Below are 20,014 nucleotides of genomic sequence, written 5' to 3'. Positions count from 1 at the left end.
GCTTTCTTCTATATTTTGACCGCAATATCTGAGTCGTTATTTCACGCACACCACGTTCAATAATGAGGTTCCGGTGAGCTGATTGGGCTCACGATCGGCGAACAAACCTTTCTTATCTTTGCCCCAATACGGCAGTTGCAGTGGCCATTGATTTTTTTCCATCACCCCAGACGCCCTCAGCGCTTTAAACTCTGCAGGGTTAGCTAAGTTCATACCCAGTTGCTGACATACTTTGTGCGAGTTTTCGTAGTTGAGGCGGTTCCACGGCTTACCATGTTCCATGTAAAACTGATTATGGTGATCGAGTAAATATGGGACCACGTACGTTTTGCCCTGTACTGAAGTTCTCAACCGAACTTCAATGTCATCATTTCCAGTGACAATTGGCTTCGCTTTGGTCTTAGCAACAGGCGTAGACGAAGAGCTATCACGTGAACTTTTTGCCTTGGTATCTGGCTTCTCTGCCCGCGCTTTAAAGGCGTCGGTATCAGCTCGCACAGAAGGAACTGGCGCGGGTTTCGGGGTCACCGTCGGTGTTGGCTTAACCGAAGATGCGGCTGATTTCGACGATACAGTAGATTTAGGTGTAGGTGGTGTTACTGGTTGTTTCGTCCCTTTCCCAACCACTCGGATGAACGCCTCTTTGTAGTTCGACAAGGTTTTGACTCCTCGTAAGTCATCCCTCGCATCAGACAATGCCTTGTAAGGTCCAATCAAACAGCGATAGCCTTTGGATTCAGGCTTCATCCATACGTCAGTCGTGATTTTACTATAGAGAGGCTTAGCTTTCGCGAGAGACATAGGCTTGGGTAGCATTCCGCATTGAATCCAGTAAAGGTAGTTGCCCCCCTGCGGCACTTTCTTTCCCCATACTCCGTTACCAATTGGGCACGTTTTCTCAAGCATCGGTAATTCTTTCTCGCTGGCTTGAGTGGCTTGGCAAAGGAACTCCTCCGCCGATACTGGGCTAGAAAACTGGGCGCATACCAGCAACAAGCCGAAAGCTAGGCTTGCTTGGAAGATACGAGATGGGTGTTGTGCCTTCTTCATTTCCATACACTTCACTCTAAATTAGTGGGTAAGGTCATTATGGCGGCAAAGCGCCAAAAAAATGTGAACAAAGAATAACTAGCAAAAAAAGAGCCGGAATTTGCATCCGGCTCTCAGTTTAGGAAGGAATTAAGCGAATTTACAACGCTTGGCGGGAAAATTCTTAACCTTTGTACAGTTTCGGGTTGAATACATCTCGTAACCAGTCACCCAATAAGTTGATAACCAGAACCAGTGTAACCAACACGATGCCTGGGAAGGCAGTAATCCACCACGCACCTGAGAAGATGTAGTTAAAGCCAATGCTGATCAGCGCACCTAGTGACGGCTGATCAACAGGAAGACCCAAACCTAGGAATGACAGTGCCGCTTCCGACATGATCGCATTCGCTACCTGTACCGTCGAGATAACCAAGATTGGTGATAGACAGTTCGGCAGGATGTGACGGAACATGATGCGTGGCGCTTTAAAGCCCATCACTCGTGCCGCTTCTACGTATTCTTTCTTCTTCTCTGCCAATACCGAGGCGCGAATGGTCCGTGCGTATTGCGGCCATTCTGCCACACCGATGATCACCACCAGCATGACCACCGCATATTGGCTGTAAAAATCACTGCCAAAGCTGGCTTTGAAGATAGCTGACACGATGATCGCGACCATCATGGTCGAGAACGACAACTGTACGTCTGCAAAACGCATCAAGAAGCTATCGATACGGCCACCGAAATAACCCGCCGACAAACCAATGATGATACCCAGTACCAACTGAAGGCCAACAGCCAGGAAGCCGATGGTTAGAGACAGACGAGAGCCGTAAAGAATGGTCGATAAAATATCGCGACCTTGCTCGTCAGTACCCAACACAAAGCGCTCATCGCCATCTTCCATCCACGAAGGTGGCAACTCAGAATCCATGATGTCGATAGACGTCAGATCGTACGGGTCTGTTGGCGCAAGAATCGGTGCAGCCAATGCCAATACTAAGAACATCATAAAGACGGTAAAACTCGCCATCGCCACTTTGTCGCGTTTGAAGTAATACAGAAAATCTGACTCTTTGAAACGCTGCCACGCTGATGGAGCAGGAGCTGGTGTTAAATTTGATTGGCTCATGATTAAGCTCCTTTTCCAGTTAGGTTCACAGTTGGGTTGATGATGCCGTACAGCAAGTCAACGATGGTATTGGTTACCACGAAGATCAGACCAACAAAGATAACGTAGGCAGTGATCAGCGGTGTATCTACACGGTTGATTGCCTCTAGGAAAAGGAAGCCAGTGCCCGGCCATTGGAACACGGTTTCAGTAAGAATGGTGTAGGCCACCATGGTACCAATCTGCACGCCACCTACCGTCAATACTGGTAGCATGGTGTTCTTAAGTGCATGTTGGTAATAAATCTTTTGTAAGTTCAAACCTTTTGCTTTGGCGAACTTAATGTATTCCGAACTCAGTACTTCCAGCATTTCTGAGCGTACCAAACGGATGAACAACGGCAGCATGATAGACGCTAGCGCAATACAAGGTAGGATGAGGTGCTTGATACCATCAATGGTAAAGAAGCCAGATTCCCAACCGAGTACGTTAGCGGTTTCACCTCGCCCATAGGAAGGCAACCAACCAAGTTCTATGGAGAAGACATACATCAGCATGATTGCGGTTAAGAACACCGGAATCGAGATGCCGACACTGCTCATCGCCATGACAAATTTGGTAAAAACACTCTTAGGATGAATCGCAGAGTACACCCCAAGCGGAATAGAGAAAACAATGATGATAAGCGTCGCGCCAAACACGAGCTCTAATGTAGCTACCAGCTTGTCGAGAATCACCTCAACCGCAGGTCGCTTGAAAAAATATGAGGTACCCAAATCACCTTGCAGTGCATTACCCACAAAGCGCGTGTACTTTGTGATAAAGGGATCGTTCAGGCCCAAGTCGTCGCGTAGCGCTTGACGCTCCGATTCCGAAACCGACTGACCTACAAGCTCACGCAGCGGATCACCCAGGTTGTCCTGAATGGCAAACGCCACCAAACTGATCACAAACATCACTATCAGTGCCTGAAACAGGCGCTTGACCAGAAACGAAAACATTCCTTGCCCCTTAACTATCCATAGATCTCTAAATTAGAGAGAAAATTCAGTCTAAATAACCAACTCAATCCGACTGAAACAAAACTGAGTCGAGTGCTTTAAGTTGAGGAGGGAAATCCATCCCTCCTCAAAGTCGACTAACCGTGATTATTCAACCACTAGGTCACCGAAGTAAGGCATTACCATTGGGTTAACGATATCTGCCGCTTTCACGTTAGACTTCGCGCCCCATGCTTCACTTTGCCAGTGTAGCGGTACGAACGCTGCGTCGTTGTATAGTGTCGCTTCTACGCCCTTCAGCATTTCTGCACGTTTCGCAGGATCCGTCTCTACGTTCGCAGCTTCAACCACTTTGTCCATTTCTGGGTTTGAGTAGTAACCACAGTTGTACTGACCACGACCGGTTTCTTCGTTACGAGTCATAGTTAGGAACTCGTTGAAGTTCGCTGAGTCTTCTGTATCTGAGTGCCAACCGATCATCAGCATGTCTGCTGCACACTTGTCAAACTCAGGCCAGTACTGCGCTTTTGGCATGGTCTTCAGATCAACCTTGATACCGATCTTAGACAACATTGCCGCCGCCGCTTGTGCTACTTTCGCATCGTTCACGTAACGGTTGTTTGGTGCGATCATCGTTAGCGTCAGGCCATTTTCGTAACCCGCTTCTTTCATCAGCTCTTTCGCTTTCTTCAGATCGTAGCGAGGAACCAGTTTGTCATCGTGACCTACGTAACCTGCCGGGCTTTGCTGACCAGCGGCCGTTGCGAAGCCTTTCATGATTTTCTTCACGATACCTTCGTTATTGATTGCGTGAACAATCGCTTGGCGAACGCGAACGTCTTTCAATGCTTCGTTGCTGTTTTGGTTTAGTTGGAACGTGATGATACGAGTACCAGGTAGCGTAACTAGGTCGATGCCGTCAGCATCTTCAACGCGTTTGTGGTCGTTTGGCGCTACAGGGTGAATCATGTCAACACCGCCAGAAAGCAGCGCTGCTACACGAGTTGCGTCTTCTTTGATTGGCACAAGCGTTAGCTTATCAACGTTACCTTTCGACTCTTTGTCCCAGTAATCTTTAAAGCGTTCAAATTCCACTTTTACGCCCTGTTCACGTGAAGTCACAATGAATGGACCCGTGCCAGATACGTTAGTCGATGCAAATGAGTTACCGTGCTTCACTAGCTCAGACTTGTCTTTGCCGTCCGCAGTTTTGCCCGTGTAGAACTTGCTGTCCATTGGGAAAATGTACGTTGCGGTTTGCAACACTAGTGGGTAAGGACCTTTAGTTACAAGATCGAACGTGTTGTCGTCAACTTTGACGATTTTTTCGTACGGGTCGAAGATGTTTTTAAAGTCAGGAGAGCTTTGTAAACGCTGGAACGTCCACACGACGTCGTCAGCCGTTAGAGTATTGCCAGAATGGAATTTCACACCTTCACGCAGTTTGAAACGAACAGTCGTATCGTTAATACGTTCCCAGCTTTCTGCTAGGCGAGGCTCGAAATCCATTTTTTGAGTAAAGCGAACCAACGGATCAAATACCATGTGTGACATTTGCAGTGTGCCACCTGATAGCTGCTCATGTGGGTCAAGCGATACTGGGTCAGCTGCATAGCCAACTTTGATATCTGCTGCCATTGCGTTAAAGCTTAGGCCCGCAGCCATTAGCGCCACTGCTAATTTGCTTTTCATGGTTTTCATTTGCATAACTCCTTCATGCGGGGATACGGATCCCTTGTTGTTGTGTTTGCGTCTTTGTTATGACTAAAGGTTAGCCAAGCGAATTGCTTGGTTTATGCCGTTTCGATCTCTTCTCGCAAGCCAGTAAACTCCGGCATCAGAGAAATCAATTTTTTGCTGTATTCGTGTTGAGGTGCCGTGAATAACTGTTCTGTTGGTGCCACTTCTAAAAGTGTACCCATTTGCATCACACCTACTCGGTCACACATCTGACGAATAACAGGTAAATCGTGGCTGATAAACAACATAGTCAAGTTCAGCTCACTTTGCAGATCTTTCAGCAAGTTTAGAATTTGTGCCTGTACCGATACGTCCAGTGCTGAGGTCGGTTCATCACAAATCAAAAGTCGAGGACGAGTCGCCAACGCACGCGCAATAGAAATACGCTGACGCTGACCACCGGAGAATTCATGAGGGTACTTAAGCCCAGCCATTCGACCCAAACCAACATGATCCAATAGGTCATTCACGATTTGGCGAGTTTCCGACTCGTTTTTCGTCAATTTATGGAAACGGATTGGCTCAGCAATAATATCGAATACCTTCATACGAGGGTTCATTGAAGTATATGGGTTTTGGAACACCATCTGCATTTGACGACGCATCGGGCGGCGCTCTTTCTCAGAGGTTAAAGCGGTCAGGTCAATGCCCTCGAATTTCACCTGACCAGAGTTAGGTTGGTATAAACCAGCAATCACACGTGCAATGGTCGATTTACCTGAACCAGACTCGCCCACCAAACCAAAGGTTTCGCCTTCGTGCACTTCAAAGCTCACATTATTAGATGCTTGCACGTATTCTCGGCGGCTCTCGAACAAAGAGTCTTTGGTCACAAAGCGAAGATTGACGTTCTTCACGTCCAAAAGCGGGCCAGTGTACTCACGCTCATCTTGGCTTTGTCCTAACCAGTGGTTCTTGATATCGAGTGGCTCCATTTCCGCCGCTTCTTCGATATAGCTTACTAACGGGAAACGATCTAACTTTCTGTCTGAACGTGGTACCGCTGAAATTAGACTGCGAGTGTAAGAGTGATCAGGATCGCCCAATACTTTGGCTGTTGGTCCAAACTCCACCAAGTCACCACGATACATTACCGCCACGCGATCGGTGACGTTGGAGACGACACCCATATCGTGAGTAACTAACATACAGCCGACATTGTTCTTGATACACAGCTCGCGGATCAAGTTGAGGATTTGGTCTTGGATAGAAACGTCTAACGCCGTAGTTGGTTCGTCCGCGATGATGAGATCAGGCTCACCAGCCAAAGCAATAGCAATGACAACACGCTGACGCATACCACCAGAGAATTGGTGCGGGTACTGTTTTAAGCGGTTTTCTGGTTGCGGAATACCAACCTGCTGCATAAGAGAAAGCGCGCGCTGATACGCCTCTTCATCAGAGACCTTCATGTTAGCGTGGATCGTCTCTTTCAGCTGTTGCTCAACAGTAAAAAGTGGATTGAGCGAGGTCATCGGATCTTGGAAAATAAAACCTATTTTCGAGCCGCGAACCTTACGCATCGCTTCTGGTGATAGGCCAGAAATTTTTTCTCCATCCAAGAATACATCACCGCTAGCAACGCGACCTGGGGGACTAAGCAAATCGATAACAGCGTTACCAACGGTGGATTTACCCGCACCTGATTCGCCAACAACACCCACGATTTCACCACGTTCAATATGAAAAGAAAGTGACTTCACGGCAGCGTGAACGCCGTGTCGGGATGGGTATTCAATACGAAGGTTTTTCACTTCTAATAGTGACATTTCAGACCTCTACTGCCTTGTCTGTGGTATCGAATCATGCCAAAGGCACCATTCATCACCTGAATGAATCCGTTCAAATTCAGAATAATACTCTGAAATCTTAATGCGGAAATAATTTGGCAAAAATCACACAAAAAAGCAACAATTAAAGTATATTCCGCCGAAAAAACATTAAATAAACGCACAATTAGCGAATAAAAATGCATTAACAAGTATTTAACCATTTTCATATCACACTATTTTTGTGCGTCATGCACCAATAAAACTAGAAAAATGCTCTAAAAGTAAACATGAGCTAAACAAGATCATTAACCATATTATTCATGTGCATTTATTAACATTTAACAAACAATATCATATGCAAAAAGTGTTTTTTCAACATAAAAAACTATTAATAAAATAGTCGGCAAATACAAAAAGCCAAACTTAGGAAGAGAAAGGATAGGTCAAAACGTGAACAAAACAGCAAAACCACACAAATCCTGCTCCAACGCAGATTATGCGCCACTTAAGCGGTTTATTGACTAAGCAAAGGAAAGTGCCGCTATCCTCATTCGTACGTCATAAGAAAACTCGCCGGTTTTAACCCTTTACGACACAATTGAGAGTGGGATAATAGATGAACAGTGTCAAAGCCAAGCCGTAAATAAAAGGAGCCCCTGTGCTTAAAGCGATTTTTTTTGATATGGACGAGACTTTATGTGCAACGTCACAAGCCGATAAAGTTGCAGGACAAGCGTTTACAACTTGGATTCATAAGACCTACCCACAAGTTACCGAGCCAAAAGCGTTTTTGCAGCGCTACTTACAGGGTGTATACAAAAAGCTGAATGCTGAGTTCCCTCACCTTGTGGCTCTGCTACCCGATGAAAATGCCTTCCGTTGTGGCCTGATCCAAAACATCTTGGCGGAGCAAGGCGTCAGCATCACTGCAAAAGAGGCTCAACAAGCTCAAGACTACTTTGACTCTGCACGTATGGGCGCGTTCACCTTCTTCCCTGGTGTAAAAGAAATGCTCAGCGACCTTCGTCAACATTACAAACTCGTCGTGATCACTAACGGTCCGATTTTTTCTCAACACCCTAAATTAAACGCGACACAAATGAGCAACTGGGTGGACCATATTATTGTGGGAGGAGAAGAGCCAGAAGAGAAACCTGCTACAAGTATTTTCCAAAAAGCGCTCGACTTGGTCGAAGTAAAACCAGAAGAGGCTCTACACGTGGGCGACTCTTTACCTGCTGACATTGCTGGCGCTAACAATATGGGTATTTTGAGTGTGTGGGTGAATGCGACAGGCGCAAGTAACTCAACGGATATAACGCCAAGTTTTGAAATCCAAGAAACGGTAGAACTGAAAGAAATCCTTAAAACACTCGCCCAATAAAAGCAGCGGATTAGAAAACTACAAAACCCCAGACACTGCTCTGGGGTTTATTTTGTCAGCTCGAAAAGCATTTGGATCATAGGTGGTCAAAAGCCCCTAGAGCTGTACACTTTTGGGGAAAATTGAAATGGAATGCCGATTCTTTTCAGGAGAGATGCAAAAAAGCCCCAGTCTTTCGACTGAGGCTTTAAATAGTGGTCGGTGAAGAGGGATTCGAACCCCCGACCCTCTGGTCCCAAACCAGATGCGCTACCAAGCTGCGCTATTCACCGAACTGTATTTGCTGATTTTCTCAAATCAGACAGGACACTTCAACTAAGAAGTCACCTTAATTAATGGGGTGGCTAACGAGATTCGAACTCGCGACCACCGGAATCACAATCCAGGGCTCTACCAACTGAGCTATAGCCACCATCAATTTTTGCTGTTTACCGCTCTATTAGAGCCATAAACTAAATAGTGGTCGGTGAAGAGGGATTCGAACCCCCGACCCTCTGGTCCCAAACCAGATGCGCTACCAAGCTGCGCTATTCACCGACGATGTTTTATCTTGATTGAATCAAGATTGGGAGCAATGCTACCGCATTCAATCTAAAAAAGAAAGAATGGGGTGGCTAACGAGACTTGAACTCGCGACAACCGGAATCACAATCCGGGGCTCTACCAACTGAGCTATAGCCACCACTGATTTTTACCGATGTATCCTCCGAGGCAATGGTACGCCCGAAAGGATTCGAACCTTCGACCTTTGGCTCCGGAGGCCAACGCTCTATCCAACTGAGCTACGGGCGCATGCCCTATCGGCGGAGTGGAATAATACGGATATCACACTATGCCGTCTAGTACTTTTTTTACTTTTTTTATCGTTTGGTCTCTTTTTCGACAGTTATCTTCCGTTAAAGTGGATTTTTGATGTGATTCACGCCCTGTCATGGATAACTTGTTGTTTATTGCAACAAGTTATCGGGATATAATCACCCATTATTTACATTGATTTAACAGCTGCAACCAAGTTGTCTAATCATTCTATGCCATTCAGTGGAATTTAATGATTTCTCTGCTCGGCATTAATACTCTAACTATATAAATAGGTAAGTCACTTACCTCGGGAATGTGAAGTGGGTTTAATGGATATGTCTCGACAAATGATTAGCGTTTTGTTCGCTGCCTTAACGTTTTCTACGGCAGCTTTAGCTTCTGACATCAGCCAAACTGAATACGATGCGATCGCAGAACGCATCCAACCTGTCGGTGATGTTTATCTAGCAGGTTCTGAGCCAGTGAAAGAAGAACCAACCGGTCCACGTGATGGCGCCACAGTTTATGGTACTTTTTGTATTGCTTGTCACGCATCTGGTGTAAACGGCGCACCTAAAACAGGTAATGCCGATGATTGGGCACCGCGTATTGCACAAGGCAAAGATACGTTAGTGAAGCACGCATTAGAAGGCTTCAATGCGATGCCAGCCAAAGGAACCTGTATGGACTGTTCTGACGATGAAATCATCGCAGCAATTGACCACATGATTGAAGGTCTATAAGTAAAGACATCAACGAAAAAGGCTTGCCAGTTGGCAAGCCTTTTTGTTTTTAATCAGTGAGAACAAGGTTACTTTACTTCTTAAACATTGCTCGAATATTGGCAATGTGTGCTTGACCTTTCGCCATACGTTCTTCCGCTGATACTGGCTTTTTGTTTACTTCCCATTCAACGTCATCAAATGGTAACTCATCCAAAAAGCGGCTTTGAGTCGGTTTGATCAACTCGCCGAACTGTCGACGCTCTTTGCACATAGTGAAAGTCAGTTCACGTTGCGCGCGAGTAATACCAACGTACATCAGGCGACGCTCTTCTTCCACGTTATCTTCATCAATACTGGTTTGGTGCGGTAAAATACCTTCTTCGGACCCAATTAAGTATACATATGGGAACTCAAGGCCTTTTGATGCGTGCAAGGTCATCAGTTGTACTGCATCACTGTCTTCATCTTCTTCACCGCGCTCCATCATGTCACGCAAGGTCAAACGTTGAACGACTTCTTTTAACGTTTTCTCTTCTTGATCGTAGTTGTCACCCTCTAGGTCCGCCACTATCCATGAATAAAGATCAGAAACGTTCTTCATTCTCATTTCAGCGGCTTTCGGACTTGCTGAAGTTTCGTATAGCCAATCTTCATAATGGATATCACGAACTAGCGAACGAACCGCTTCGACGGTATCACCACGCTCAGCTTGATCAGCAATCGCCACTAGCCATTGGGTGAAACGACGCAGGTTTTCTAGGCCACGTCCCGTTAGGTGCTGTTCGAGCCCCATTTCAAAGCTCGACTCAAACAGGCTCTTCCCTCGCATATTGGCATAACTGCCTAACTTCTCTAACGTCACTGGGCCAATTTCACGTCGTGGAGTATTCACAATGCGCAAAAATGCATTGTCGTCATCCGGATTAACCAAAACGCGCAAATACGCCATGATGTCTTTAATCTCTGCGCGCGCAAAAAACGAGGTGCCGCCAGAAATTTTATACGGTACGCGGTTTTGCATCAGAGACTTTTCAATCAAACGTGATTGGTGGTTACCACGATATAGAATCGCATAATCTTTATATTCGGTACGGTTTAGGAACTTATGCGCAATTAGTTCACCCGTTACTCGCTCCGCTTCGTGCTCTTCATTTTTAGCCAACAACACTTTGAGTTTTTCACCGTCAGGAATTTCAGAGAACAAGGACTTCTCATAGACGTGAGGGTTGTTAGCTATCAAAATGTTGGCCGCACGCAGGATTCGACTCGTTGAACGGTAGTTTTGCTCTAGCTTAATCAAACGCAAATTCGGATAATCTTCACCCAGCAACACGAGGTTCTGAGGTTTCGCACCACGCCATGAATAAATAGACTGATCGTCATCCCCTACAACAGTCAATCGCCCACGTTCTCCGACAATTAATTTGACCAGCTCATACTGACTCGTGTTGGTATCTTGATACTCGTCAACCAGTAGGTAACGGATACGATTCTGCCAACGCTGACGAACGTCTTCATGATTACGTAAGAGTAAAACGGGCATCAAAATTAGGTCATCAAAATCGAGCGCGTTATAGGCTTTCATTTGCTTTTGGTACATATCAAAACAGAACGCAAACAATTGTTGCTGTTCACCTTGCGCACGCGCTTTGGCTTGCTCTGGCGTCAACATGTCGTTTTTCCAGTTGGAAATACAACTCAGAAGCTGACGTAGCAGATCTTTATCACCATCAAGCTGCTTTTCGGTAAGTTCTTTGAGTAGCGCTAGCTGGTCTTGGTCATCAAACAGTGAGAAGCCCGCTTTCAACCCTAAATGCTTGTACTCACGCTTGATGATGTTCAATCCTAAAGTGTGGAATGTTGATACCATCAAACCTTTAGACTCACCTTTCCCTAACGTTTGACCTACACGCTCCTTCATTTCACGTGCTGCTTTGTTGGTAAACGTCACCGCCGCAATGTTACGCGCTTTGTAACCACATTGCTGAACCAGATAAGCGATTTTATTGGTAATAACACGAGTTTTGCCCGAGCCAGCACCAGCTAGCACTAGGCATGGACCAGACACGTATTTCACGGCTTCATCTTGACTAGGGTTCAGCTTCATAGAAATTCTCTGCGGGTGATGAATGTGGCGCCTATGATAAAGGGGTGGCCTCGTGAAAGCTATGCTGATTTCTTGTAATTTTCACACCAATTAAGTGCAATATTCTGTTGCATAAATGGCGGGTATTTAAGCTATAATGAATGAACGTTCATTCACTAAAGGGTGACATTATGAAGGATAACCCTGCTGTAGATAAACGAGAACAAATCTTAGTCGCTGCTGAACAACTCATTGCTGAATCTGGTTTTCAAGGGCTTTCCATGCAAAAGCTCGCCAATGAGGCAGGTGTCGCAGCAGGGACGATTTACCGTTATTTCTCAGATAAAGAACATCTTTTAGAGGAACTACGCCTTAACGTTGCTAAGCGTGTTGCTACTGCGGTGCAACTAGGTGTTAGTGAAGAGATGCCTTTAAAACAGCGTTATCGAACCATGTGGCTCAATATTTGGAATTTAGCGAGCTCGAACTTAAGTGCGATCAGCAACCGAGTCCAATATGAGTCTTTACCCTGTTCAAATAGTAGCAAAGCTCGGGAACTTGAGAGACAAATGTTTGCCCAAGTAGATCTTCTTTTTAATCAGGGTAAAGACGAGGGAGTATTCAAGCTTCTCGATAACGAAGTACTTTCTGGATTAAGTTTTGAGGCAAGTGTTGCACTTGCTCGGAAACACGCTTTGGGATTTTATCAACTGGATAAGACGGCATTAGAGGCCGCTATTGAAGCCAGTTGGGATGCAATTATTAAACACTAACTTGGAGTTCTTAATAGAATGAAAAAGTGGACTTTCTTTATGTTACTTATCGCCGTTCTCTTGTTCGGCAGCGTGATAGGTTTCAATTTATTTAAGCAACAAAAGATCGCTGAATACATGGCAAACCGTCCTGAACCTGAGTTCCCAGTAACCGTGACAGAAGTGCAAGCGGTGGATTGGGTACCAGTCATCGAGGCAATTGGTTTTATCGAGCCAAACCAAGGCGTGACGGTAGCGAACGAAACGAGCGGTGTTATCGATAAAATCGCGTTTGATTCCGGTACTCAAGTTAAATCGGGTCAGCCATTAGTGTTGCTTGATTCTGAAGTCGAAAAAGCAAATTTGAAGAGCTCGCAAGCTAAGTTGCCAGCGGCAGAAGCGAAATACAAACGCTACCAAGGCCTATTCAAAAAAGGCTCTATTTCTAAAGAAGCGTATGACGAAGCAGAAGCAAACTACTTCTCCTTAAAAGCGGATATTGAAAGCCTGAAAGCAACCATCGACCGACGTGAAATAAAAGCGCCATTTGATGGTGTGGTAGGTATTCGTAACGTGTACCTCGGTCAGTACCTACAGGCGGGCACCGATATTGTTCGCCTTGAAGATACCAGCGTGATGCGCTTGCGCTTCACCGTGCCACAAACCGATATTTCACGTATCAATATCGATCAAGAAGTGGATATCTTTGTTGACGCTTATCCAGACCAACCTTTCAAAGGGTCTATTTCTGCGATTGAACCAGCTGTAAACGTACAAAGTGGTTTGATTCAAGTTCAAGCGGATATCCCTAACAGTGACGGCAAACTACGTAGTGGTATGTTCGCGCGTGCAAACATCATTCTGCCTAAATTAGAAAATCAGGTCACGCTACCTCAAACCGCGATCACATTTACGCTGTATGGCGACAATGTTTACATCGTAACAGAAGAAGATGGCGAAAAACGCGTTAAGCAGCATGTGGTAAAAGTTGGCGAACGCTCTAAAGATATCGCACACATTCTAGAAGGCGTGAAGCCAGGTGATGTAGTGGTGACATCGGGTCAAGTCCGTTTGAGTAACCATGCGAAAGTAAGCATTGTCGAAAGCGATGCAACTACCCCACCTGCTGAAACACCAATGCTTTAAGTTGGAGGCATCATGCGCTTTACAGATGTTTTTATAAAACGTCCAGTTTTAGCGGTATCGATCAGCTTTTTGATTGCATTGCTTGGTTTGCAAGCGGTGTTCAAAATGCAGGTTCGTGAATACCCTGAAATGACGAATACGGTGGTCACCGTGACCACCAGTTACTACGGTGCAAGTGCCAACTTGATCCAAGGCTTTATTACTCAGCCATTGGAGCAAGCGGTAGCGCAAGCCGATAATATTGATTACATGACTTCGCAATCGGTACTGGGTAAATCGACCATTACTGTAAACATGAAGTTGAATACTGATCCAAATGCGGCGTTGTCTGACATTCTGGCGAAAACCAACTCGGTACGTTCACAGCTACCAAAAGAAGCCGAAGACCCAACCGTAACCATGTCGACAGGTTCGACAACGGCGGTACTGTACATCGGCTTTACGAGTGACGAGTTATCTTCAAGCCAGATCACTGACTACCTTGAGCGTGTAATCAACCCGCAGTTGTTCACCGTAAACGGTGTGTCCAAAGTTGACCTGTATGGTGGTATGAAGTACGCACTGCGCGTATGGCTAGATCCTGCCAAAATGGGCGCTTTGAAGTTGACCGCAACCGATGTGATGAGCGTTCTTAACGCCAACAACTACCAATCTGCAACCGGTCAAGCGACGGGTGAGTTCGTGCTTTATAACGGTAGCGCAGATACTCAGGTATCAAACGTTGCTGAACTTGAAGCATTGGTCGTGAAAACTGGTGAAGGGGATGTCATCCGCCTAGGTGATATCGCTAAAGTAACGCTAGAGAAGAGTCACGACGTTTATCGCGCAAGTGCAAACGGTCAAGAAGCTGTGGTTGCGGCGATCAACGCAGCGCCAAGTGCTAACCCAATCAACATTGCAGCAGACGTACTTGAACTGTTGCCTCAGCTTGAGCGCAATCTACCAAGTAACATCAAAATGAACGTAATGTACGACTCAACTATCGCCATCAACGAATCGATTCACGAAGTAGTGAAAACGATTCTTGAAGCAGCAGTAATCGTACTTGTGGTTATCACACTGTTCCTAGGTTCATTCCGCGCGGTAATCATTCCTATCGTGACCATTCCACTTTCATTGATTGGTGTGGCAATGGTGATGCAGGCAATGGGTTTCTCTTGGAACTTGATGACGCTACTGGCGATGGTGCTTGCCATCGGTCTGGTGGTGGATGACGCGATCGTTGTACTAGAAAACGTTGACCGTCACATCAAAGAAGGGGAATCACCATTCCGAGCTGCAATCATTGGTACACGTGAAATTGCGGTTCCAGTTATCGCGATGACATTGACGCTAGGTGCAGTGTACGCACCGATCGCATTGATGGGTGGTATCACCGGTTCATTGTTCAAAGAGTTCGCTTTGACACTGGCAGGTTCAGTATTCGTATCCGGCATCATCGCTTTGACACTATCACCAATGATGTGTTCGAAGATGCTGAAGGCGAACGAGAAGCCAAGCAAGTTTGAGCAAAAAGTTCACCATATCCTTGATGGCATGACCACTCGTTACGAAGGCATGTTGAAAGCGGTAATGGCTCATCGTCCGGTTGTTATTGCGTTTGCAATCATTGTATTTGCAAGCTTACCGGTCTTGTTCAAGTTTATTCCTAGCGAACTAGCACCATCTGAAGATAAAGGTGTGGTCATGCTGATGGGTACCGCCCCATCAAACGCGAACTTGGACTATATCCAAAATACCATGGATGACGTAAACCAAATACTCTCAGATCAACCGGAGGTGGAATACGCGCAGGTCTTTAATGGTGTACCAAACTCAAACCAAGCGTTTGGCCTAGCAACATTGAAGCCTTGGAGTGAACGAGAGGCAAGCCAATCTGAAATCACGAAACGTGTGGGTGGCCTAGTATCAAGTGTACCTGGTATGTCTGTCACTGCATTCCAAATGCCAGAGCTTCCAGGTGCAGGCTCAGGTCTACCTGTTCAGTTTGTAATTACAACACCAAATAGCTTCGAGAGCTTGTTTACTATCGCTAGCGATATTCTAACCGATGTTGCAAGTAGCCCAATGTTTGTCTATTCCGACCTGGATTTGAACTACGATTCAGCAACGATGAAGATCAAGATCGATAAAGACAAAGCGGGTGCCTACGGTGTGACTATGCAAGACATTGGCATCACTCTCAGCACCATGATGGCAGATGGTTATGTAAACCGAATCGACCTGAATGGCCGCTCGTATGAGGTGATCCCTCAAGTTGAGCGTAAATGGCGTCTAAACCCAGAATCGATGAAGAACTACTATGTACGCTCTGTGGATGGTAAAGCGGTTCCATTAGGCAGTCTGATTACTATCGATGTGGTGGCTGAGCCTCGCTCTTTGCCACACTTCAACCAGCTAAACTCAGCGACTGTGGGTGCAGTACCATCGCCTAGTGTTGCTATGGGTGACGCAATCGACTGGTTTGAAAATATTGCACAAACCAAGCTGCCTGCAGGCTATAACCACGATTACATGGGCGAATCTCGTCAGTTTGTAACGGAAGGTAGTGCCTTGTATGCAACCTTCGGTCTTGCACTTGCGATCATCTTCCTCGTTCTGGCGATTCAATTTGAATCACTCCGCGATCCTATTGTCATCATGGTATCTGTACCTCTGGCAATATGTGGTGCCTTGATCGCATTGGCCTGGGGTACGGCCTCGATGAACATCTACTCGCAGGTTGGTTTGATCACGCTGGTCGGCCTAATAACCAAGCACGGTATCTTGATCTGTGAAGTCGCCAAAGAAGAGCAGTTACATAATAAACTGTCTCGTATTGATGCGGTGATGGAAGCTGCGAAAGTGCGTCTTCGCCCTATCCTAATGACCACTGCTGCGATGATCGCAGGTCTTATCCCACTGATGTACGCAACAGGTGCAGGTGCCGCGCAACGTTTCAGTATCGGTATAGTCATCGTTGCTGGCCTTGCAATCGGTACACTGTTCACACTATTTGTACTACCTGTGATTTACAGCTACCTAGCTGAAAAACACAAACCTCTGCCAGTATTTGTTGAAGACAAAGACTTGGAGAAGTTAGCGCGAGTTGACGAAGCGAAAGCAGCTCATCGTGAATTAGCGGATAACAGATAAGCTATTAAGGCATTCAAAAAGGTCACTTCGGTGGCCTTTTTTATTGCCGCTCTCTTTTTTGCCATCTAAATGGCGACTTTCACGTATCATTTACTTAAAATGAGGACAAATCAAAAGGAGTTTTAGCCACTATGTTTGACCCAAAGAAATTAGAGCAAATTGCTAAACAGATTCACGACTCAATGCCTCAACCTGTAAAAGAGTTGGGCTCTGATGTCGATCAGAAAGTTCGTCAAGTAATCCAAGGCCAGCTAAACAAGCTAGATGTTGTAAGTCGCGAAGAGTTTGATGTTCAAACTCAAGTTTTACTACGTACACGTCAAAAGCTAACAGAAATGGAACAGAAGTTGGCGCAACTTGAAGAAAAGCTTGCTGAAAAATAAGTATCAAAGCGCTCCTCACAAAGGAGCGTTTTTCTTATCGGCGCGCAGATAAATCGGCTAAAAACAAAAAGGCTTGGTCAACGGCGACCAAGCCTTTTGATTAGATGTTGTGTTTTATTTTGTATTTATCACTCCAGTCTGCCTGGAGTTTATCTACTGCGTTACTTGAGACTAAGTAAATTACGCTGTATTAAGGTTTCATTTCTAGGAGAAGGCGCGGACTTTACGATAGTAAACGAGCACCTTCGACACCGAAATGGAGTCATTTAGCCGCCCACCGCGATACGCTTCATATCAGTCATGTAACCACGTAGCTCTTCACCGATGTACTCTACAGGGTGGTTACGGATTGTTTCATTCACAGCGATAAGAGTCGCGTTATCCACTTGGTTAGACGTTTCACCTAAACCTTTACCAATTACGTCAGTATTTACGGCTGGCATAAACTTCTCACGTAAAAGCGGCGTTGCTACGTTAGCGAACAGGTAGTTACCGTATTCCGCAGTGTCTGAGATAACCACGTTCATCTCGTATAAACGCTTACGTGCGATAGTGTTTGCGATAAGTGGCAGCTCGTGTAGAGACTCGTAGTAAGCAGACTCATCGATGATGCCAGATGCCGTCATCGCTTCGAATGCTAGCTCAACACCCGCACGAACCATAGCAACCATCAAGATACCGTTATCGAAGTACTCTTGCTCAGAGATTTCTACGTCAGTTTCTGGGTAGTTTTCGAAAGCAGTTTCACCTGTTTCTGCACGCCAGCCTAGTAGATTTGCATCGTCGTTTGCCCAGTCAGCCATCATAGTGCTAGAGAAGTGACCGGTGATGATGTCATCCATGTGCTTGTTGTATAGCGGACGCATCAGTTCTTTTAGCTCTTCAGAAAGCTCAAATGCTTTCACTTTTGCAGGGTTAGTTAGGCGATCCATCATGTGAGTGATACCACCAAACTTCAGTGCTTCAGTGATGGTTTCCCAACCGTATTGAAGAAGCTTACCAGCGTAGCCAGGATCGATACCATCAGCAATCATCTTCTCGTAACACACGATAGAGCCAGCCTGTAGCATACCACAAAGGATAGTTTGCTCACCCATTAGGTCAGATTTCACCTCAGCAACGAAAGAAGACTCTAGACAGCCAGCACGGTGACCACCGGTTGCTGCTGCCCAAGCTTTCGCGATATCCCAACCTTCACCTTTTGGGTCGTTCTCTGGGTGAACAGCGATAAGAGTCGGTACACCGAAACCGCGCTTGTATTCTTCACGAACTTCCGTACCTGGACATTTAGGTGCAACCATTACTACCGTTAGGTCTTTACGGATTTGCATGCCTTCTTCAACAACGTTGAAACCGTGAGAGTAACCTAGTGCTGCGCCTTCTTTCATCAACGGCATTACCGTCTCAACAACGTTTGTGTGCTGCTTATCTGGAGTAAGGTTTACTACTAGATCAGCTTGTGGAATTAGCGTTTCGTAGCTACCTACCTCAAAACCGTTGTCTTTTGCGTTTTTGAATGACTGGCGTTGCTCATCAATCGCGGCTTGGCGAAGCGCATAAGCAACGTCTAGACCAGAGTCGCGCATGTTCAGACCTTGGTTAAGACCTTGAGCACCACAACCTACAATGACTACTTTCTTACCTTTCAGATAATCCGCTTCTGAAGCGAACTCACTGCGGTCCATAAAACGACAACGACCTAATTGGTCCAACTGCTCGCGCAAGTTTAGGGTATTGAAATAATTAGCCATCTGGGTGCTCCTTTGAGATTCTTCCATTGAGGTCAGTAATTGCCTTACCGAATAACTTCATACTAAAACAGACATGAGATTGCTTAAAGTGATATATTCACAATTAGTTATTGCAATTTATGCAACATGGAAATGAAAATTTAATGAATATCAAAAGCCTGCAACTTTTCATTCATCTCTGTGAGAGTAAAAGTTTCGCCAAGACCGCAGCAGCAATGCATATTAGCCCTTCAGCCTTAAGCCGACAGATACAAAAATTAGAGGAGGAAACCAGCCAACAATTGTTTTTACGCGACAACCGTAGCGTTGATTTAACTATCCAAGGTAAAAAGCTAGTCCCAGTAGCCTTAAAGATTCTTGGCGAATGGCAGCAGTATCAGAGTCACCTGAAGGGAACCGAGGATGAATTGAAAGGAGAAATCCGTCTCTTTTGTTCTGTTACTGCAAGCTACAGCCATCTTCCGGAGCTAATCTCTGACTTTCGTATTCAGAACCCTTTCATTGAGTTCAAACTATCAACCGGCGATCCAGCTCAAGCGATCGACAAAATACTAGCAGATGAAGCCGATATTGCCATATCAGCCAAGTCAGAACAGATGCCAAATAAAATCGCATTTGAAACGATCAGTGAAATCCCACTTTCTGTCATCGTACCTGTTGGGGTTAGTGCGTTTGCTGAAGAGCTACAAAAAGAAAAACCAGACTGGTCGGTCATTCCATTCATACTCCCAGAAGCAGGAACGGCAAGGGACAGGGCCAATACTTGGCTCAAACAAATGAAAATAAAGCCAAAGATCTACGCACAAACCTCCGGACATGAAGCCATCGTAAGTATGGTTGCATTGGGGTGTGGAGTAGGTATCGCACCTGATGTTGTAATCAACAACAGTCCGGTAAGAGAAAAGATAAATCGTTTAAAAGTCTTACCAATTAAACCTTTTAAACTTGGTGTTTGCTGCAACAAAACTCAGCTGGAGAATCCGCTTGTTAAAGCCTTTTGGAAGGTTGCAGAGAGCAAGTATATCGCACCTTAGATGAACACTTTTTAGGTATAAAGTGAGCTAATTTTAAAACTCTATAGATGCAAAAAAGCCCGCTCTTTCGAGCGGGCTTCTTAAATTTAAAGCCTGGCGATGTCCTACTCTCACATGGGGAAGCCCCACACTACCATCGGCGCTATTTCGTTTCACTTCTGAGT

The 20,014-nt window shown here is 45.6% G+C and carries 14 protein-coding genes and 5 tRNA genes; 7 read left to right on the top strand and 12 right to left on the bottom strand.

Annotated elements, in window-relative coordinates:
* Window positions 1-36: 36 nt before the first annotated feature.
* From R7E42_RS11805 to R7E42_RS11785, 5 genes are all read right to left on the bottom strand, one after another.
* Complete coding sequence (locus tag R7E42_RS11805; RefSeq protein ID WP_318072696.1) at window positions 37-1,056, bottom strand: SPOR domain-containing protein; 1,020 nt, start codon at window positions 1,054-1,056, stop codon at window positions 37-39.
* A 157-nt stretch (window positions 1,057-1,213) separates the two neighbouring features.
* Window positions 1,214-2,164 carry an ABC transporter permease gene (locus tag R7E42_RS11800; RefSeq protein WP_033907403.1) on the bottom strand — a complete coding sequence of 317 codons (951 nt, stop codon included), beginning with the start codon at window positions 2,162-2,164 and terminating at the stop codon, window positions 1,214-1,216.
* A 2-nt stretch (window positions 2,165-2,166) separates the two neighbouring features.
* Window positions 2,167-3,144, bottom strand: a complete 978-nt coding sequence (locus R7E42_RS11795; RefSeq protein ID WP_005379110.1) for an ABC transporter permease — start codon at window positions 3,142-3,144, stop codon at window positions 2,167-2,169.
* 147 nt (window positions 3,145-3,291) lie between these two features.
* Window positions 3,292-4,845 (bottom strand): ABC transporter substrate-binding protein, encoded by a 1,554-nt coding sequence (locus R7E42_RS11790; protein ID WP_005379109.1) that lies wholly within the window; start codon window positions 4,843-4,845, stop codon window positions 3,292-3,294.
* 92 nt (window positions 4,846-4,937) lie between these two features.
* On the bottom strand, window positions 4,938-6,653 hold the full coding sequence (locus R7E42_RS11785) for a dipeptide ABC transporter ATP-binding protein (protein ID WP_005379108.1): 1,716 nt from the start codon (window positions 6,651-6,653) through the stop codon (window positions 4,938-4,940).
* A 661-nt stretch (window positions 6,654-7,314) separates the two neighbouring features.
* On the opposite strand from R7E42_RS11785, the gene R7E42_RS11780 reads away from it, so the two are divergent.
* Window positions 7,315-8,040 (top strand): HAD family hydrolase, encoded by a 726-nt coding sequence (locus R7E42_RS11780; protein ID WP_005379107.1) that lies wholly within the window; start codon window positions 7,315-7,317, stop codon window positions 8,038-8,040.
* Between the two features lie 195 nt (window positions 8,041-8,235).
* Here the strand turns inward: R7E42_RS11780 and R7E42_RS11775 are convergent.
* From R7E42_RS11775 to R7E42_RS11755, 5 genes are all read right to left on the bottom strand, one after another.
* Window positions 8,236-8,312 (bottom strand) — tRNA-Pro (locus R7E42_RS11775).
* A gap of 64 nt (window positions 8,313-8,376) precedes the next feature.
* Window positions 8,377-8,452 (bottom strand) — tRNA-His (locus R7E42_RS11770).
* 48 nt (window positions 8,453-8,500) lie between these two features.
* A tRNA-Pro gene (locus R7E42_RS11765) sits at window positions 8,501-8,577 on the bottom strand.
* A 69-nt stretch (window positions 8,578-8,646) separates the two neighbouring features.
* A tRNA-His gene (locus R7E42_RS11760) sits at window positions 8,647-8,722 on the bottom strand.
* Between the two features lie 33 nt (window positions 8,723-8,755).
* Window positions 8,756-8,832, bottom strand: a tRNA-Arg gene (locus tag R7E42_RS11755).
* A 335-nt stretch (window positions 8,833-9,167) separates the two neighbouring features.
* Here R7E42_RS11755 and R7E42_RS11750 point away from each other — a divergent pair.
* Window positions 9,168-9,581, top strand: coding sequence for a c-type cytochrome (locus tag R7E42_RS11750; RefSeq protein WP_005384252.1), 414 nt, complete (start codon window positions 9,168-9,170; stop codon window positions 9,579-9,581).
* Window positions 9,582-9,654: 73 nt separating this feature from the next.
* On the opposite strand, the gene rep is transcribed toward R7E42_RS11750, so the two are convergent.
* Window positions 9,655-11,670, bottom strand: coding sequence for a DNA helicase Rep (gene rep / locus R7E42_RS11745; protein ID WP_005379104.1), 2,016 nt, complete (start codon window positions 11,668-11,670; stop codon window positions 9,655-9,657).
* Between the two features lie 170 nt (window positions 11,671-11,840).
* On the opposite strand from rep, the gene R7E42_RS11740 reads away from it, so the two are divergent.
* The 4 genes from R7E42_RS11740 to ubiK all read left to right on the top strand — a co-directional run bounded on the left by R7E42_RS11740 (window position 11,841) and on the right by ubiK (window position 17,065).
* Complete coding sequence (locus tag R7E42_RS11740; protein ID WP_005384254.1) at window positions 11,841-12,422, top strand: TetR/AcrR family transcriptional regulator; 582 nt, start codon at window positions 11,841-11,843, stop codon at window positions 12,420-12,422.
* 18 nt (window positions 12,423-12,440) lie between these two features.
* Window positions 12,441-13,547: a multidrug efflux RND transporter periplasmic adaptor subunit VmeC gene (gene vmeC, locus R7E42_RS11735; protein WP_005379101.1), complete on the top strand. Its 1,107-nt coding sequence runs from the start codon at window positions 12,441-12,443 to the stop codon at window positions 13,545-13,547.
* Window positions 13,548-13,559: 12 nt separating this feature from the next.
* Window positions 13,560-16,682, top strand: coding sequence for a multidrug efflux RND transporter permease subunit VmeD (gene vmeD, locus R7E42_RS11730; protein WP_005379100.1), 3,123 nt, complete (start codon window positions 13,560-13,562; stop codon window positions 16,680-16,682).
* 131 nt (window positions 16,683-16,813) lie between these two features.
* Window positions 16,814-17,065, top strand: coding sequence for a ubiquinone biosynthesis accessory factor UbiK (gene ubiK, locus R7E42_RS11725; protein WP_005379099.1), 252 nt, complete (start codon window positions 16,814-16,816; stop codon window positions 17,063-17,065).
* Between the two features lie 266 nt (window positions 17,066-17,331).
* Here the strand turns inward: ubiK and ilvC are convergent, their stop codons facing one another.
* Entirely contained in the window at window positions 17,332-18,816 is a 1,485-nt protein-coding gene (gene ilvC / locus R7E42_RS11720) for a ketol-acid reductoisomerase (RefSeq protein WP_005379098.1), read from the bottom strand.
* Between the two features lie 143 nt (window positions 18,817-18,959).
* On the opposite strand from ilvC, the gene ilvY reads away from it, so the two are divergent.
* Window positions 18,960-19,850, top strand: coding sequence for an HTH-type transcriptional activator IlvY (gene ilvY, locus R7E42_RS11715; RefSeq protein WP_005379097.1), 891 nt, complete (start codon window positions 18,960-18,962; stop codon window positions 19,848-19,850).
* The last annotated feature ends 164 nt before the right edge of the window (window positions 19,851-20,014 follow it).

This window comes from Vibrio sp. Vb1337 (assembly GCF_033338715.1).
GTDB lineage: Bacteria > Pseudomonadota > Gammaproteobacteria > Enterobacterales > Vibrionaceae > Vibrio > Vibrio alginolyticus.
This window is presented reverse-complemented; position numbering and strand designations above follow the sequence as displayed.

Coding starts and splice junctions, on each gene's coding strand:
- R7E42_RS11805 (WP_318072696.1), bottom strand. CDS start 1,056: ATGGAAATGAAGAAGGCACAACACCCATCTCGTATCTTCCAAGCAAGC.
- R7E42_RS11800 (WP_033907403.1), bottom strand. CDS start 2,164: ATGAGCCAATCAAATTTAACACCAGCTCCTGCTCCATCAGCGTGGCAG.
- R7E42_RS11795 (WP_005379110.1), bottom strand. CDS start 3,144: ATGTTTTCGTTTCTGGTCAAGCGCCTGTTTCAGGCACTGATAGTGATG.
- R7E42_RS11790 (WP_005379109.1), bottom strand. CDS start 4,845: ATGAAAACCATGAAAAGCAAATTAGCAGTGGCGCTAATGGCTGCGGGC.
- R7E42_RS11785 (WP_005379108.1), bottom strand. CDS start 6,653: ATGTCACTATTAGAAGTGAAAAACCTTCGTATTGAATACCCATCCCGA.
- R7E42_RS11750 (WP_005384252.1), top strand. CDS start 9,168: ATGGATATGTCTCGACAAATGATTAGCGTTTTGTTCGCTGCCTTAACG.
- rep (WP_005379104.1), bottom strand. CDS start 11,670: ATGAAGCTGAACCCTAGTCAAGATGAAGCCGTGAAATACGTGTCTGGT.
- R7E42_RS11740 (WP_005384254.1), top strand. CDS start 11,841: ATGAAGGATAACCCTGCTGTAGATAAACGAGAACAAATCTTAGTCGCT.
- vmeC (WP_005379101.1), top strand. CDS start 12,441: ATGAAAAAGTGGACTTTCTTTATGTTACTTATCGCCGTTCTCTTGTTC.
- vmeD (WP_005379100.1), top strand. CDS start 13,560: ATGCGCTTTACAGATGTTTTTATAAAACGTCCAGTTTTAGCGGTATCG.
- ubiK (WP_005379099.1), top strand. CDS start 16,814: ATGTTTGACCCAAAGAAATTAGAGCAAATTGCTAAACAGATTCACGAC.
- ilvC (WP_005379098.1), bottom strand. CDS start 18,816: ATGGCTAATTATTTCAATACCCTAAACTTGCGCGAGCAGTTGGACCAA.
- ilvY (WP_005379097.1), top strand. CDS start 18,960: ATGAATATCAAAAGCCTGCAACTTTTCATTCATCTCTGTGAGAGTAAA.